The organism is Aeromonas sp. s3, assembly GCF_040907805.1.
In the GTDB taxonomy this organism is placed as follows: Bacteria; Pseudomonadota; Gammaproteobacteria; order Enterobacterales; family Aeromonadaceae; genus Aeromonas; species Aeromonas dhakensis.
Genome location: NZ_JBFOCQ010000006.1, coordinates 40,398 through 55,854, shown reverse-complemented (window position 1 = coordinate 55,854; position 15,457 = coordinate 40,398). Strand labels below are relative to the sequence as shown.

The following is a 15,457-nucleotide window of genomic DNA, read 5'->3' as shown; positions in this document are numbered from 1 at the left end:
TTCTTCTTTAGCTTGTTATGGTGTCGGGATTAACCAGTCGACGGATAAAGGGCAGCAGGTCTGATGCCAGCATGCCCCGCTCTCCGTCTGCAGCAGCCAGATCGGCCGCTTCCCCGTGGATCACGGCGCCCAGTCGGGCTGCCTCGGCGGCAGACCAGCCCTGGGCCAAAAGGGCGGCGATTATACCAGATAACAGGTCGCCCATGCCGCCACTGGCCATGCCGGGATTGCCCTCGTTACAGAGCTCCATCCCCTTGCCGTCGTGGATCAGCGTCCCCGCCCCCTTGAGCAGCACCACACCGCCGAAGCGCTGCTGCAGACGCTGCACCGCGGCAAAGCGATCCGCGGCGATCTCGGCAATGGTGCAGCCCAGCAGGCGGGCCGCCTCGCCCGGATGGGGCGTGAGCACCCAATTATCCTGATGACGGGGACATTGCGCCAGCCAATTCAATCCATCGGCATCCAATACCAGTGGCACCTGCTCGTTAACAAATGACTCAAAATGGCGCCGACCCCACTCATCCTGACCCAGACCCGGTCCCACTACCCGCACCGAGGCCCAGCTTTCCTCCCCCCCGACCTGACTGCCCATCAATTCGGCCTGGTAGAGGCTGGCGGGCAGGTGATCAGGATGCTGGCACACCCGCACCAGACCGGCACCGGCCCGCAGGCAGGCGCGCGCGGCCAGCACGATGGCCCCCTGCATCCCCGCATTGCCTCCCACCAGCAACACCTTGCCGTGGGAGCCCTTGTGGGACGAGCGCTGGCGCGGCGTCAGCCTGGCGCGAAGAGAAGGATAATCGACACGCTCGGCGGCCGCCTGCCACCCGGGCGGCGCGGTGACGCCGAGGGTGTCGCAGTCGAGCCGACCGACGCAATCCACCCCGTCGGCGGTGAGCATGCCCTGCTTGATGCCGATGAAGGTGAGGGTACGGCTGGCGCGCACCACGGCTCCCATGGCGCAGCCGGTATCGGCATTGAGGCCGGAGGGGAGATCCACCGCCAGCACGGGCACCTGCAAGCCATTGATTGTTGCGACGATCCTTGTCATGAGCGGTGACAGCCGGATATGGACACCGGTGCCAAGCAGTGCATCTATCACCAGATCCGGGGTCGGCAGCCGGTCGAGCTCCCGCTCCTCGGGCGACACCACTGTGCCCCCCATCGCCAGCCACTCGTCGGCGGCCCGCCTGGCATCCCCCGTCAGCTCGGCGGGATCCCGCACGGCAATCACCTGGGGCTCAAGACCCAGCTGTCTCGCCAGGCGGGCCAGCACGTAGCCGTCGCCACCGTTGTTGCCGGGGCCGGTAAAGATCCACCAGCACCGGCTGTGCGGCCAGTGGTGGGTGGCGTAGGTGCGCAGCGCAGCGCCGGCGCGCTCCATCAGGGCATAGAGGCTCAGTCCCTCGCGCTCGGCCCACTCCCGCTCCAGAGCACGGATCTGTTCAGTCCGCCACAGCGATTGTGGTAAGCTCTGCCCCTCTTTCCCGCTGATAGCATCCCCGATGACCTGTTCCATGACGGCTCCTGACTCTCATCCATTGATCCGGTCCGGCGGGCACCGGGCTCATGATGCAGTATGACGGCGGCAAACGCCCCCATCGGTTAACCTTGGCAGCAAGCCCCCAGAGATGCGATACAGCATGACAGTACACTCCCATCCCGGTGCACGCTCAGGTCGCCCGCCAGCAGGACCGGCAGCGCCATGACTACGGCCGAACTTCATCAACTGGCCCAAGATATCAAGCTCTGGGCGAGCGAGCTAGGATTCGACCAGGCCGGCATCACAGACACGGATCTCACCCTCGAAGAGCCCAGGCTACAAGCCTGGCTGGACGCTGGCTATCACGGCAGCATGGACTACATGGCGCGCCACGGCATGATGCGGGCTCGCCCCCACGAGCTGCTGCCGGGCACCTTGCGGGTGCTGTCGGTGCGGATGAACTATCTGCCGTTCGAGGCGGGCTTTGCCGCCAGCCTGCGCGACCCTACCCTCGGCTACATCAGCCGCTATGCCCTCGGTCGCGACTACCACAAGCTGCTGCGCAACCGGCTCAAGCAGCTGGGGGAGCGCATCGAGCAGCGCTGCGAGGCGCTGGGCTGGCGCCCCTTCGTCGACTCGGCCCCTATTCTGGAGCGACCGCTGGCGGCCAAGGCCGGCCTCGGCTGGGTGGGCAAGCACTCGCTGCTGCTCAACGAGTCGGCGGGCTCCTTCTTCTTTCTGGGGGAGCTGCTGCTCAGCCTGCCGCTGCCGCTGGATGCGCCGGTGGAGAAAGAGCAATGCGGCAAGTGCGTGGCCTGCATCAACATCTGCCCCACCGGCGCCATTGTCGCCCCCTACGTGGTGGATGGCCGCCGCTGCATCTCCTATCTCACCATCGAAAACGACGGCCCCATCCCCGTAGAGTTCCGGCCGCTGATGGGCAACCGCATCTATGGCTGTGACGACTGCCAGCTCATCTGCCCCTGGAACCGCTACGCCAATGCCAGCCCTGAGCCCGACTTCAGCCCGCGCCCCAATCTGCACCGCCCGCCCCTCTTGACCTTGTGGGGCTGGAGCGAGAGCGAGTTTCTCAAGCACACGGAAGGCAGCCCCATTCGCCGCATCGGCTATCAGCGCTGGCGCCGCAACCTGGCGGTGGCCCTTGGCAACGGCCCGGCCAGTCAGGAGGTAATGATGGCCCTGCAGCAGGCGCTGACGGAAGCCGAGCCCATGGTGGCCGAACATATCGAGTGGGCGCTGGCGACCCTGGCCCGGCGCCAGCAGGATGACAACAAAAAGACCCGCTTGCTGATCCGCTGCATCGAAAAAGGTCTGCCGGATCACGCATAGACGATCTGCCCCTTGCCGGATCCAGGTCATTTTTTCATGCTCTGCCGACGGTCGATGGTCGGCATAACAAAAGGAACAAGCTGATGCAGATGTTGGGAGTGGATATCGGTGGTTCGGGGATCAAGGGATGCCTGGTCGACACCGCAACGGGCGAGCTGATTGGCGAACGCCACCGGCTGGTGACGCCGCAGCCGGCCACCCCGGCCGCCGTGGCGCATACCCTCAAGGCGCTGGTGGAACACTTCGACTGGAAGGGCCCGGTGGGCTGCGGCTTTCCCGCCACCATCCACAACGGCATCGCCAAGAGTGCGGCCAACATCGACAAGAGCTGGATTGAGACCGACGTCGCCCACCTGTTCGGCGACGTGACCGGCCAGCCCTGCCACGTGCTGAACGACGCCGATGCGGCCGGTCTGGCGGAGATGCGCTACGGCAACGGCCGGGATCGCCAGGGGGTGATCATCCTCATCACGGTCGGCACCGGCATCGGCACCGCCGTGTTCGTCAACGGCCAGCTGCTGCCCAACACCGAGCTGGGTCACCTGATGCTGGAAGGGATGGTGGCCGAGCACTACTGCTCGGACGCGGTGCGCAAGCGCGAGGATCTCTCCTGGGGCCGCTGGGGCAAGCGCTTCAACAAGTACCTGTCTCGCCTCGAGTTTCTGTTCTCCCCCGACCTCTTCATCCTGGGCGGCGGCAGCGCCGCCAAGCTCGACAAGTTCATCGACAAGATTGAGACCCGTGCCCCGCTGGTAGCGGCCGCCAACCTCAATCAGGCCGGCATCATAGGCGCCGCCCTGCACGCCGCCGAGCTGACCGCCGCCCGCCAGTCGGCATGAGCCCGTCGTGAACAACAAACAGCAGAGGCCCGGCATTGCCGGGCCTCTGCTGTTTTCCCCACACATTTTTCACTACGCGCCGCACATCTCACCCGACAGCTGCCATCCCCTAGAGGTCGTCGAGTCGATGGGCGCCGTGCACCAGCCGGGTCAAGCGGGTCTGCTCCTGCGTGGCCAGGCCACCGAGCAACCGCACCGTCTCCTCGGTCGGACACTCCCGGGCCAGATGGCTGAGCTCGCCGATGAGTTTCTCCTCCTGCCGGCACACCAGCTGCACTATGTCCTGGGTCTGGGCCATGGCGGGCAGGCTCAGGCGCCGGATCCCGGGCAGCAGATCCTCGCTGAAGCCCCGCTCCAGCCAGGTCTCCTTCACCCCTTCGCCAAGTTCGCTCAGGTAGTCATCCAGCTGGGTACCCGCCGCCTCCTCCCGCTGCTGCAGATAGGCCAGCAGCAGCCGGCTGCGCTCGCCATCCACCTGAGTCATGAGGCGCCCGTAACAGAGTCCAAGCTGGTGATGCACCTGCTCCAGATAGAGCAGCAAGTCTTTGATTTGTTGAAATCGCATCAGGTTGCCCTCCTGTATGTCGTGCCCATTCAGTATAAAAAACAGGCAATTGCAAGCCAAGCCAAAGCACGGCCCTTGTTGTGCTGCATCAAGAAGCCGGCCAAGAAAGCAGCGATCGATACAAAATGGAATGATTTGTGCCAACCCGGGGGGAGTAAAAGGATGAGCAGCTGAATCCGTCTCACGACTAATAAAGGAAGTGATAATGGTGTATTTGCCATTTGATATTCGGCAATCCTACTACACTGCCAAATACAATATTGATGTGAACCGGATCACCGTCGGCCTTAGTCAACCAGTGGCAATCCTTAGCACTTTTTTAGACGTCTAGATGTATAAACACGCGTTGACACGGCCATCCAGACATCTTAGCATCATCCTCCATGATGACAGAGCAACCCAGTGAAACCTCTGCCCAATTCACCCGCCTGTAGCGCCCTGTGCTTTAAGGCTGTTAGCACGGAAGAATCCATGATTAAGTTGATCGGTCTCAACAAAGTCTACGGTAAAGGCAGTAATGCCGTGCACGCCCTGCGTGATGTCAGCCTGCATGTGCCGCAAGGCAAAATTTTCGGGGTGATCGGTGCCTCCGGTGCCGGCAAGAGCACCCTCATCCGTTGTGTCAACCTGCTGGAGCGCCCGACGGATGGCCAGGTCATCGTCGACGGCCAGGATCTGGTCGCCCTGAGCGAGCGGGATCTGACCCAGGCCCGCCGCCAGATCGGGATGATCTTCCAGCACTTCAACCTGCTGGCCTCCCGCACCGTCTCCGCCAACATCGCCTTTCCGCTGGAGCTGGCGGGCTGGAGCAAGGACAAGATCCAGAATCGGGTCACCGAACTGCTGGCGCTGGTCGGGCTGGAAGCCCGCGCCCACGCCTATCCGTCCGAGCTATCCGGCGGTCAGAAGCAGCGGGTCGCCATCGCCCGGGCGCTGGCGCCGGCCCCCAAGGTGCTGCTGTGCGACGAGGCCACCTCGGCCCTCGACCCGCAGACCACCCGCTCGATCCTGACTCTGCTCAAGGAGATCAACGTCAAGCTGGGGCTCACCATACTGCTCATCACCCACGAGATGGATGTGGTGAAGGGGATCTGTGACGAAGTGGCCATCATCAGCGACGGCCGATTGATCGAGCAGGGCGAAGTGGCCTGGTTCTTCAGCAATGCCAAGACCCAGCTGGCGCGGGATTTCATCCACTCCACCATCCACCTGGAAGTGCCCCAGGAGTATCAGGATCGGATGAGTGCCGAGCGAGTGCCCGCCAGCTATCCGCTGGTAAAGCTCGGCTTTACCGGCAGCACGGTCGACACGCCGCTCATCTCGGAGGCGAGCCGCCGCTTCAACATCGACATCAGCATTCTGAGCGCCGACATCGAGTACGCCGGCGGCGTCAAGTTCGGCTTCCTGCTGGCGGAACTGTTCGGGGATGAGGCCCAGTGCGAGGCCACCCAGCAGTTCTTCATCGACAACCATATTCAGCTGGAGGTAATGGGTTATGTCCGAAGCAATGATTAATCTGCTGTTCACGGCCCTGGGCGACACCCTCATCATGGTGTTTGCCTCCGCCCTGTTTGGCTGCCTGCTCGGTCTGCCGCTCGGCGTGGCACTGCACGTGACCAAGGCTGGTCAGATCCTGGCCAACCCGCTGCTCAATCGCACCCTGGGCATGGTGGTCAACGTGGGTCGCTCGGTACCCTTCATCATCCTGCTGGTGGCCATCATCCCGCTGACCCGGCTGATCGTCGGCACCAGCATCGGCACCATCGCCGCCATCGTGCCGCTGACCGTCGGTTGCATCCCCTTCATCGCCCGCCTGGTGGAAGGGGCCCTGATGGAGGTGCCGGACGGCCTGCTGGAAGCGGCCAAGGCCATGGGCGCCAAGCCCCTGCAAATCATCACCAAGGTGCTGCTGCCCGAGGCCCTGCCCGGCATCCTCAACAGCGTCACCATCACCCTCGTCACGCTGGTGAACTACTCCGCCATGGCTGGTGCCATCGGGGGCGGTGGACTGGGCGATGTGGGTATTCGCTACGGCTATCAGCGCTTTGACCCGACCGTCATGCTGGTCACCGTCGTGATCCTGGTGGTGCTGGTTCAACTCATCCAGAGCGCGGGTGAGCGCCTGGTCAACAAATGTGATCATCGTTAATCGTCGATTTCTGACAGGAGGTTTTATGAAATTTGGCATCAAATCCGTTGCGGCTGCCCTGCTGGCTACCCTGGTACTGGCCGGTTGCGGTCAAAAGGAAGAGAACAAGACCCTGAAAGTAGGCGCCATCGCCGGCCCCGAGACCGAACTGGTTGAAGTGGCCGCCAAAGTGGCCAAGGAGAAATACGGCCTGACCGTCGAGGTGGTCAACTTCTCCGACTACGTCACCCCGAACGTGGCCCTGAACGATGGCAGCGTTGACGTCAACGCCTTCCAGCACAAGCCCTATCTGGATGCCCAGATCCGTGATCGCGGCTTCAAGCTGGTGCCGGTCGGCAACACCTTCGTCTACCCGATCGCCGGTTACTCCAAGAAGATCAAGGCCCTCTCCGAGCTGAAAGATGGTGCCCAGATCGCGGTGCCGAACGATCCGACCAACCTGGGCCGCTCCCTGATCCTGCTGGAGAAGCAGGGTCTGCTGAAGCTCAAAGAGGGTGCCGGTCTGGAAGCGACCGTGTTGGACATCGCCAGCAACCCGCGCAACTTCAAGATCGTCGAGCTGGAAGCTGCCCAGCTGCCGCGCTCGCTGGAAGACGTGGACTTGGCCATCATCAACAACACCTTCGCCGGTCAGATCGGCCTGACCCCGACCGAGAACGGCCTGTTTGTTGAGGACAAGGAGTCCCCCTACGTCAACCTGATCGTCGCCCGCGACAACAACAAGGACGACGAGAAGGTCAAACAGTTCGTACAGGCCTTCCAGACCGACGACGTCTACAAGAAAGGGCTGGAGCTGTTCAAAGGCGGCCTGGTGAAAGGTTGGTAATCACTCACTCGGCAAAAAAGGCCACGCAATGCGTGGCCTTTTTTATTGCTGCCGCTATCATATCGGCGAGCACGGCAACACGAACATATTCATCACATGAAAAAATGGTATCTGGCCTACTGCAAGCCAAAAGAAGAGGCCCGCGCCCGCGCCCATCTCGAAGCCCAGGGGATCGAGTCCTACTATCCCATGGTGGAAATTGAAAAACTGCGGCGGGGCAAGCGAGTCCCGGTGCGGGAGCCCATGTTCCCCAACTACCTGTTCATCTACGTGGATCTGGAAGAGGTCACCCCGGTCACCCTGAAGTCCACCCGCGGCATCAGCCGCATCATCCACTTCGGACGGGAGTGGACCGCCATCAACAGCCAGCTGGTCTATCAGCTGATGAGCCGGGACGACAGCGACGAGGCGCGCGCCAGTTACGCCAACCTGCCGACCCAGGGCGACAAGGTATTGATAGAATCCGGTCCGCTGGCCGGCTTCGAGGCCATCTATCTGGAGCCGGATGGCGACAAACGCGCGATCCTGCTGGTGAGCCTGCTCAATCAGGAGACCAGCAGCAGCTTCGACAACCAGTCCTTCCGCCGGCTGGAGTGACCCGCCAGCTCAGAGCAACCATCTCTTGCCAGCAAGGCTGAAAAGAAACGGGGCAGGCCAAGCGGCCTGCCCCGTTTTCATGGGCCTTGTCCGCCTCAGGCATCCAGCTCGAAGCGGCTGATCACCGCCGTCAAGCGCCCGGTATCCTGCGCCAGCCTGGCCACTATCTCCTCCCCCTGCTGGCTGCGCTGGCTCGACTGCCGGCTGAGCCCGGCGATCTCCTCCACCGTGCCCGCCACCTCCTGGGCCACCCGCGACTGCTGCTCGGTCGCGGTGGAGATGGCTCCCAGCTGACCCGACAAGTCCTGGACCAGCTGCAGCATGGCGTCCAGGGTAGCGGTCACCGAATCGACGGCGCCGCGCCCCTCCTCCACCAGCCTGGTACCGCTGCCGACCGTTTTGACGGTCTGGCGGGTCTGCTGCTGGATGCTGGCGATGGTCTGGCTGATCTCCTCGGTGGACTGGCTGGTGCGGCTCGCCAGCAGCCGCACCTCATCGGCCACCACCGCAAAACCGCGCCCCTGCTCGCCGGCCCGCGCCGCCTCGATGGCGGCGTTGAGCGCCAGCAGATTGGTCTGCTCGGCAATGGTGGCGATCACCTCGGTGACGCGTCCCACCTGCTCGCTCTGGCTGCTGAGCTGGCCCATCGCCTCGTTCGCCTGGGCAATCATGGCGGCAATCTGCTGCATGGTGGCCGTCATGCGGGTCAGCTCGTGGCCGCCCTGGCGGGTCTGCTGCTCGGCCTGCTGGGCGGCCCGCGCCGCTTCGGCGATATTGCCCGCCACATCCCGGGTGCTGACCGACATCTGCTCGATGGCCGCCGCCACCGTATCGACCCGCTGATTCTGGCTCGCCAGATCGGTGACGATGGCGCGGGTGGTGCTGCTCACCTCACCGCAGGCCCCGTCTACCTGCCCCACCGCCCCCTGGATCTCCCCCACCAGCTGGCGCAGCTGGCCGGACATCTGGTTGATGGAGCCCGTCAGCCCGCCCAGCTCATCCTGGCTCTGCACCGGCAGGGGACGGGCCGGCAACCGACCATTGGCCACCTGATCGGCTCGCAGCACCAGGCTGGCAATGTCACGGGTCAGGCGCCGGCTGAACAGCAACGCCACCAGGGTGCCCAGCACGATCACGGTCAGGGTTGCCAGCAGCAGGGTGCGATTGATGGCCTGGCCGGCGCTGGTCATCTTCTGGCCCATGCTCTGCACCTCGGCGCGGGTCTCGGTCACCTGGCCGGCCAGCTGGGTCGCCAGCTGGCCGAGTGCGGGCTCAATCTCGGTCGCCATCAGGTAATTGGCCTGATCCCAGTCCGGGGCCTGACGCTTCTCGATCACCTGGCCCACCAGCTCGGCAAAGGGGGCCGACATCTCCTCGAACAGCGACCAGATCCCCTTCTGCGCCTCGGTAAAGTTGGCCTCTTGCTGCTTCAGCTCGGCCACCCGCTGCTGATGGAACTGGTAATAGTCCTGGTATTTGGTGCGATAGTCCGGATCCCCCGAGATGAGGAAGTCACGCAGGGCTGAGAGCGCATTGGAGAGGCCGTTGTAGGCATCCCCCACCTGCTTGAGCAGCAGGCGGCGATCGCCGGGCAGCTGATCCTGCGGGGTCGCCACCTCTTCGTTGGCAAAGGACTGCAGCTGATCGAGGGCAGACTCTGCCAACGGCCCCGCCTCCTGCAACATCAAGGTATGGGCGGGCAGATTCTCGTCGGTCTGGGCAATGTCCCACACCTTCTGTTGGCTGGTCTTGAAGGCCTTGAGCGAGCGGGCAAGCTCGGCGGTGAACTGCTGATGCTCGATCACCTGCCAGGCCCCCTCCCACTCCTGTTTGAGGCGGTCGGCCTGCGCCGGATCCTTGCCCAGGATGAGATAGGCCCGCAGGGAGGAGATGGTCGCTACCAGCGCCTTCTGGCTGGCCTCATCCCGTTGCAGGGCGGGCAGGGCCTGCTCCATCAGAGCGCTGCCGGCCTGTCCGATGCGGGCGAGCTGGTGGTAGACCAGGCTGGAAGAGAGGATCACCAGCAGATTGATAAAACAGAAGCTGAGCAGCAACTTGCTTGAAATTTTCATGAACATCCTTGTTTCTTTGCGGGCATCCTGCCCGATATTCACTCCCCGAGCAGCGCCGGTAGCCGTTCACGCCAGGAGTCGTGCCATCCCAACAACTCCTCGCGCGGCATGGGCCGGGCAGAGAAGAAGCCCTGGCACACGTCGCACCCCAGCCGCGCCAGCAGCCGCCAGGTGAGTTCATCCTCCACCCCTTCGGCGACGGACTTGAGCCCCAGTTTGCGGGCCAGCTCGATGCTTGACTCTATTATGGCCAAGCGAGAGGGGTCCTCAAAGCAGTGATCCACGAAAGAGCGATCCAGCTTGAGTTCGGTGAAGGGCAGCAGGGCCAGCTGCTGCATGGAGGAGTAGCCGGTACCGAAGTCATCGATGGAGAGGCCGAAACCGTGCATGCGCAGGCGCGTCAGCACCTCCAGCGACTTGCCCAGATCCTGCACGAACGCGCTCTCGGTCACCTCCAGGGTGATGAGCTCGGGATTGATGCTCCAGCGCTGGCACTGGTTGATCAGGGTGTTGCACAGATCCCCCTCGATCAGCGAGGTGGTGGAGAGGTTCATCGAGAGGTTGAGGGATAGCCCGGTCTGCTCCCACAGGTGGCCATCCCGCAGCGACTTGCTGATGATCACCTCGGTCAGCCGATCGATGAGGCCGTTGTGCTCCGCCAGCGGAATGAAGCGAGCCGGCGAGATGAGGCCGTACTCCGGATGCTGCCAGCGGGCCAGCGCCTCCATGCCAACCCACTGGCCGGAGCCGAAGCTCACCTTGGGCTGATACCAGGGCAGCAGCTGGTCCTGCTCCAGCGCCAGGCTCAGCTCATCCAGGGTCAGGCGGTGGCCATCTTCCTCTTGGGCTCGCTCCTGCTGCGGGCGCCAGGCCCCGATCAGCTGGCTGATCTGCTGCTGGCTGGAGGGCTTCTCGATGCGCCCCAGCACCTGCAAGCCATAGGCGGCGCTCATGCGCAGCACGGCCTCGACCACGTCATCCTCCAGCGCACTGGAGAGGATGATGCCGCCGCGAAAGCCGCCGAGGGAGAGGCGGCGCAACAGCGCCATGCCATCCATGCCCGGCATGCGCAGATCGCAAAACAGGATGTCGACCTGATGCCGCTGGCACATGGCCAGCGCCTCCACCCCGTCCTGCGCCTCCAGCAGGGAAGCGTAACCGAGCCCGCGGATCTGGTGCATCAACGCCTTGCGCTGGAAGGCGTGATCTTCCACCACCATGATCACCAACTCATGCTGTGTCTTGTTCATCGAGCCATAATCCAATTTCACCTGTAATAGCCTTCATCAGCGCCAGCACCGTCTGGCTCAGTTCGCTGAGCTCGTCCAGCTGCTTGAGGCGGGCCGCCGCTTCGAGCCGGGCCGCCTCCTCCGCCAATGCCTGCTGCCCCACCATGCGGGCAGCCCCCTTGATCCGATGCGCCGTCTCCACCAGGGCATAGGTATCCTGCCTGGCCAGTGCCTGCATCATGTCATCTCCGTCCTGGCGATTGGAATCCAGGTATTCCCGCGCCATGCTGCGCGCCACCGCCTCATCGCCAAACAGCGAGAGCCAGCGCTCCCCCTGCTCGCTGGCAGGGGCAGGGGCCTGGCTGGGTTCCTGCGCCTGGCTGCTCACCGGCAGCCAGCGCATCAGCACCTGCCGCAGCGTATCCAGGGTATAGGGTTTGAACAACATGTCGTTCATGCCCGCCTCCTGCATCTGCAGGCCAGCCTCTTCGGAGGTGTCGGCCGTCACCCCGATGACAGGGGCCGATACCCCCTGCTCCCGCAGCGCCCGGGTCAGGCTGTAACCATCCATCGCCGGCATGTGGCAGTCGGTCAGCAGCAGGGTGAATCCCTGCCCCTGCCAGGTGCGCAAGGCCTTGTCGCCGTCATCCACCACCTCGGCATCCACGCCGAGAATGGCCAGCTGGCGGGCCAGCAGGGCGCGGTTGATGGGGTGATCGTCGGCCACCAGCACCCGCCCCTGCAGCTTGGGCGCATTGGCTTCCACCGGGCTGATCGCCGCCTCCCCCAGCAACTGATGACAGGTCTCCAGCAGCAGGTCGGGATAGAGCGGTGATTGTCCCAGCCGCCACCAGGCACTCGACCCCATACGACCGCGCAGGGCCTCCTGCGGGGAGAGCACTATGCCCTTGAGGGTCGATCGCTGCAAATGGCCCAGCCAGTCGCTGCCGAGCGACTGCTCGAGCCAGCTCTCCTCCGCCAGCAACAGGCCGTTGAGGGGCTGCTGCCACTGCTGTGGATCCAGACGATGCAGCCTGGCCCCCAGCCGCTGCATGGCGCTCTGCAAGGCAACATCTTCGCCAAACAGCCACCACTCCTGGCCGGCCAGCGGCGGGGCATCCCACTGACATTCGCTCAGCGGGAACTCGAAGGTGAGCCGGGTGCCGTGCCCCGGTTTGCTCTCGAGCGTCAGCGTGCCCCCCATCTTCTGGGCCAGCTGGTGGCAGATGGCCAGCCCCAGCCCGGTGCCGCCGAAGCGTCGGGTTATGTCGGACTCCACCTGCTCGAACGGGGTGAACAGGCGATCCTGCTTCTCTTCGGCAATACCGATGCCGGTGTCGCTGACCGTGATGGCCAGTCGCTCGGCCTGCAGGCCCACCTGGATGCGGATCTCGCCCCGCTCGGTGAACTTGACCGCATTGTTGAGCAGGTTGGAGAGCACCTGACCCACCCGCACCGCATCGATGCGGGCCTGATCCGGCACCTCGGCGCCCCAGTCCAGCGTCACTCTGAGCCCCTTGCCATGGGCCAGGGTGGCATGGCCGCGGATCACGTCACAGATGACGGAGGCAAGCCGGCACTCCTGATAATGGAGCTGCAGCTGACCCGCCTCTATCTTGGAGAAGTCGAGCACATCGTTGACCAGATAGAGCAGGTTGTTGGTGGAGGTGACCACGTTGCGCAGCAGGTAACGCTGATCCTCGTTCAGCTCGCTCATCTGCAGCAGCTCCAGCATGCCATGCATGCCGGAGATGGGGGTTCTGAGCTCGTGGCTCATGGTGGCGAGGAAGCGGCTGCGCACCTGCATCGCCTGCTCGGCATAGGCCCGCGCCTCCCTCAGCTCATGCTCCTGGCGCTTGAGGGCCGTGATGTCCTGGATCACCCCGTTGAGGATCAGGTGCCCCTCCTCCTGCGGCACAAAGCTGCCGCGCACCTGCAGGTAGCGCGCCCCCTCAGGCCGCTCCACCTTGACCTCGAGATCGAGAGGGGCCAGGGTCTGAGCATGGTTGGCCACCTTGCTGACGAAGTCCTGCAGCGCCTCCTCGGTAAAGCCGAACACCTCCCCCCCCGACTCGGCCGACAGCATCTCCTGCCGGCTGGCCCCCAGGATCTCGCTCGCCCCCTGCGAGGCATAGAGGAAGCGCCCCTTGCCGGGTCCGATCCAGAGGTACTGATAGACGATGCCTGGCATGCTGTCGGTGATCTGGGTGAGGCGGGTCTCCGCCTTGCGGGCCCGCGCCTCGGCCTCCTTGATGCGGGTCACGTCGGTCAGCACGGTCAAGACACCGAGCATGTCTCCATCCGGGGAGGTGTAGGGGCGCTTGGTATAGATGACATGGAACATGGCACCATCCTGGCGGCGGCTGTTGCCCGCCCCCTCAAGCTGTGCGCCGCTCTGCCACACCTCCTGCTCCTCTTTCAGTACCCGCACCCGCTCTCTGGCCGGCATGCGGTCCAGATCGTCGCCCCCCTCCTTCATCGGGTCGCCGATGAAGGCATCCCGATAGGCCTGGTTGCACAGGGTGATGCGCTGCTCGCGATCCCGCAGCACCACCATGTTGGGCAGGGAGTTGAGCAGGGTCTGCACAAACGTCAGCTGCTCGTTCAATTTGTGCTCGGCCAGCTGGCGCTGCACTATCTGGCGACGCAGGGTCCGGTTCCAGCCCATGAACAGCAGCACGCAGAGCAGGAAGGCCCCCAGCCCTAAGGCGGACCAGAGCGCCACCGTGGTCGGATTGATGCCGGTCTGGATGGTCAGAGTCAGCCACTTGTGCTCCAGCTTGGTCATCTCTTCCGGCCGGATGGAGAGCAGCACCTTGGTCAGGATCTGCTGCAACATGGGATCCTGTTGATGCACCGCCATGGCGACCGGCACCCTCAGCTCGTTGCCGGAAAACACCACCTGGTAGCGGTTGTTGAACCCTTTCTGCAGTGCCTGCTCCAGGGTGGTCATGCTCATCAGCACATAGTCGACCTGGTGCCCGTCCAGCAGGGGCAGCAGCTTGGTATCGCTGCTCGTCGCCACAGGGTTGGCACCCACCTCCTTGAGCACCAGCTCCTCCACCGAGCCGCCGACGATCCCCACCCGGCGTCCCTTGAGCTCGTTGAGACTGGCCAGCTCTTCACTCCCCTGCCTGGCGGCAATCACCCGGTGGATGAAGGCGTAGTCGGGGGTAAACAGGGCGTACTGGCGCCGTTCGGCGGTCGGGGTGATGGCCGGAATGAAATCCAGCTTGCGCGCCTGCAGCAGGCTCTGGGTCTCGGCCCAGCTGCTGGTGGGTACCAGGCTGAAGTGCAGGCCGGATCGCAGGCTCACCAGCTTGAGCAGGTCGGCGATGAAGCCCTTGAGCTGGCCATTGCCATCGATCTCGCTCACCGCCGGCCAGTCCGGCGCCACCCCGAAGCGCAGGGTCGGGTGGCGGGCCAGCCAGTCCAGTTCGCTCTGGTTGAACACTATCTGGCGAGGGCCGTTGGCCAGCTCATAGTCGACGATACCGCCGGTCTCCAGAATGCGGCGGCGCTCATCCAGCGACATGTCGTTGAGGGCCAGCTCCAGCAGATCGCGCAGCCCCTGATTGTCCAGCCTCACCGCCATGGCCAGCGAGGTATCCGTCACCCACTCCGGGGTGATCACCTTGAGCCCGGTCTGCGGCTGCAGGCGCTGCAGTCGCATCAGCGAGGGCAGATCGGAGAGATAGGCATCCGCCAGCCCCTTCTTGACCATGAAGACGGCTTCGTCGCTGCTGTCCGCCTCGATCAGCTGGGTCATTCCGAGCTGGGTCAGCTCCTCGCAGGAGCTGAAGCCGTGCTCGCACACCCAGCGCAACTGGCGTGCCGCAGCCAGGGTCGGCTCCCCCTCTTCCCGCGTCAGCAGGACGGCGCGCGGCAGGGTCATCAGGTCCGAGGTAAAGCGCATCTTCTCCTGACGCGACTGGCTGGGCGTCACGCCGATCAGCATGTCCACCTCCCCATCGAGCAGCGCCTGCTGGGCATCGGCATAGTAGGGATAGGTCTTGTAGCGCACGGTCAGCCCCAGCCGGCCGGCAATCTGGTTGGCAAAGTCGTCGAGCGGACCGTTGAAGCCGCCCCGGCCATTGGTATAGATGTAGGGGGGCCAGGCCATCGAAGGCATGCCCACCACCAGGTCATTGCGCGAGGCGAGCCACAGCCGCTCCGTCAGTCCCAGCTGATCCTTGTCCAGAGAGGTTTCTGCCGCAGCCACATGGCTCCAGCAAGCAAACCAGCACAACAGAATGGCGCGATAACAGAGGCGCAGCATGGGTGACTCCTGAACAGATCGGAGAGCGATCATAGGGATTTTGGCAAAATGTGTGAATAAAAATTCAT

11 protein-coding genes are annotated in these 15,457 nt (G+C 63.9%); 6 read left to right on the top strand and 5 right to left on the bottom strand.

Going from position 1 to position 15,457, the window contains the following annotated elements; all coding sequences use genetic code 11:
• Window positions 1-7: 7 nt before the first annotated feature.
• Entirely contained in the window at window positions 8-1,519 is a 1,512-nt protein-coding gene (locus tag AB5Y98_RS00930; protein WP_368231113.1) for an NAD(P)H-hydrate dehydratase, read from the bottom strand.
• A 186-nt stretch (window positions 1,520-1,705) separates the two neighbouring features.
• Between AB5Y98_RS00930 and queG the strand changes: the two genes are divergently transcribed.
• Both queG and ppgK read left to right on the top strand, forming a co-directional pair.
• Window positions 1,706-2,833 carry a tRNA epoxyqueuosine(34) reductase QueG gene (queG, locus tag AB5Y98_RS00925; protein ID WP_368231111.1) on the top strand — a complete coding sequence of 376 codons (1,128 nt, stop codon included), beginning with the start codon at window positions 1,706-1,708 and terminating at the stop codon, window positions 2,831-2,833.
• Between the two features lie 83 nt (window positions 2,834-2,916).
• A complete protein-coding gene (gene ppgK, locus AB5Y98_RS00920; RefSeq protein WP_139725171.1) occupies window positions 2,917-3,672 on the top strand; it encodes a polyphosphate--glucose phosphotransferase in 756 nt (251 codons plus the stop codon).
• A 109-nt stretch (window positions 3,673-3,781) separates the two neighbouring features.
• On the opposite strand, the gene AB5Y98_RS00915 is transcribed toward ppgK, so the two are convergent.
• A complete protein-coding gene (locus tag AB5Y98_RS00915; RefSeq protein ID WP_017782117.1) occupies window positions 3,782-4,237 on the bottom strand; it encodes a hypothetical protein in 456 nt (151 codons plus the stop codon).
• Window positions 4,238-4,708: 471 nt separating this feature from the next.
• Here AB5Y98_RS00915 and metN point away from each other — a divergent pair, with 471 nt between their 5' ends.
• The 4 genes from metN to rfaH all read left to right on the top strand — a co-directional run bounded on the left by metN (window position 4,709) and on the right by rfaH (window position 7,809).
• The gene (metN, locus tag AB5Y98_RS00910) at window positions 4,709-5,752 is read left to right on the top strand and encodes a methionine ABC transporter ATP-binding protein MetN (RefSeq protein ID WP_368231109.1); all 1,044 of its coding nucleotides are present in this window, start codon (window positions 4,709-4,711) and stop codon (window positions 5,750-5,752) included.
• Window positions 5,733-6,386 (top strand): methionine ABC transporter permease, encoded by a 654-nt coding sequence (locus AB5Y98_RS00905; RefSeq protein WP_011704854.1) that lies wholly within the window; start codon window positions 5,733-5,735, stop codon window positions 6,384-6,386. The genes metN and AB5Y98_RS00905 overlap by 20 nt, the downstream gene beginning before the upstream one ends.
• Before the next feature lie 25 nt (window positions 6,387-6,411).
• Complete coding sequence (gene metQ / locus AB5Y98_RS00900; protein WP_005304269.1) at window positions 6,412-7,212, top strand: methionine ABC transporter substrate-binding lipoprotein MetQ; 801 nt, start codon at window positions 6,412-6,414, stop codon at window positions 7,210-7,212.
• Window positions 7,213-7,308: 96 nt separating this feature from the next.
• Complete coding sequence (rfaH, locus tag AB5Y98_RS00895; RefSeq protein ID WP_005304273.1) at window positions 7,309-7,809, top strand: transcription/translation regulatory transformer protein RfaH; 501 nt, start codon at window positions 7,309-7,311, stop codon at window positions 7,807-7,809.
• A 95-nt stretch (window positions 7,810-7,904) separates the two neighbouring features.
• Here rfaH and AB5Y98_RS00890 read toward each other — a convergent pair whose 3' ends face one another.
• The 3 genes from AB5Y98_RS00890 to AB5Y98_RS00880 are packed head-to-tail and all read right to left on the bottom strand — an operon-like array spanning window position 7,905 to window position 15,389.
• Window positions 7,905-9,881 carry a methyl-accepting chemotaxis protein gene (locus AB5Y98_RS00890; protein WP_368231107.1) on the bottom strand — a complete coding sequence of 659 codons (1,977 nt, stop codon included), beginning with the start codon at window positions 9,879-9,881 and terminating at the stop codon, window positions 7,905-7,907.
• Between the two features lie 38 nt (window positions 9,882-9,919).
• On the bottom strand, window positions 9,920-11,131 hold the full coding sequence (locus tag AB5Y98_RS00885; RefSeq protein ID WP_024942274.1) for an EAL domain-containing protein: 1,212 nt from the start codon (window positions 11,129-11,131) through the stop codon (window positions 9,920-9,922).
• Window positions 11,112-15,389 carry a transporter substrate-binding domain-containing protein gene (locus tag AB5Y98_RS00880; protein ID WP_368231104.1) on the bottom strand — a complete coding sequence of 1,426 codons (4,278 nt, stop codon included), beginning with the start codon at window positions 15,387-15,389 and terminating at the stop codon, window positions 11,112-11,114. The genes AB5Y98_RS00885 and AB5Y98_RS00880 overlap by 20 nt, the downstream gene beginning before the upstream one ends.
• Window positions 15,390-15,457: the final 68 nt, after the last annotated feature.

What these genes read in the sequence shown, in the direction of transcription:
- AB5Y98_RS00880 (WP_368231104.1), bottom strand. Translation starts at nt 15,389, where the DNA reads ATGCTGCGCCTCTGTTATCGCGCCATTCTGTTGTGCTGGTTTGCTTGC.
- metN (WP_368231109.1), top strand. Translation starts at nt 4,709, where the DNA reads ATGATTAAGTTGATCGGTCTCAACAAAGTCTACGGTAAAGGCAGTAAT.
- AB5Y98_RS00885 (WP_024942274.1), bottom strand. Translation starts at nt 11,131, where the DNA reads ATGAACAAGACACAGCATGAGTTGGTGATCATGGTGGTGGAAGATCAC.
- queG (WP_368231111.1), top strand. Translation starts at nt 1,706, where the DNA reads ATGACTACGGCCGAACTTCATCAACTGGCCCAAGATATCAAGCTCTGG.
- AB5Y98_RS00905 (WP_011704854.1), top strand. Translation starts at nt 5,733, where the DNA reads ATGTCCGAAGCAATGATTAATCTGCTGTTCACGGCCCTGGGCGACACC.
- AB5Y98_RS00890 (WP_368231107.1), bottom strand. Translation starts at nt 9,881, where the DNA reads ATGAAAATTTCAAGCAAGTTGCTGCTCAGCTTCTGTTTTATCAATCTG.
- rfaH (WP_005304273.1), top strand. Translation starts at nt 7,309, where the DNA reads ATGAAAAAATGGTATCTGGCCTACTGCAAGCCAAAAGAAGAGGCCCGC.
- AB5Y98_RS00930 (WP_368231113.1), bottom strand. Translation starts at nt 1,519, where the DNA reads ATGGAACAGGTCATCGGGGATGCTATCAGCGGGAAAGAGGGGCAGAGC.
- AB5Y98_RS00915 (WP_017782117.1), bottom strand. Translation starts at nt 4,237, where the DNA reads ATGCGATTTCAACAAATCAAAGACTTGCTGCTCTATCTGGAGCAGGTG.
- ppgK (WP_139725171.1), top strand. Translation starts at nt 2,917, where the DNA reads ATGCAGATGTTGGGAGTGGATATCGGTGGTTCGGGGATCAAGGGATGC.
- metQ (WP_005304269.1), top strand. Translation starts at nt 6,412, where the DNA reads ATGAAATTTGGCATCAAATCCGTTGCGGCTGCCCTGCTGGCTACCCTG.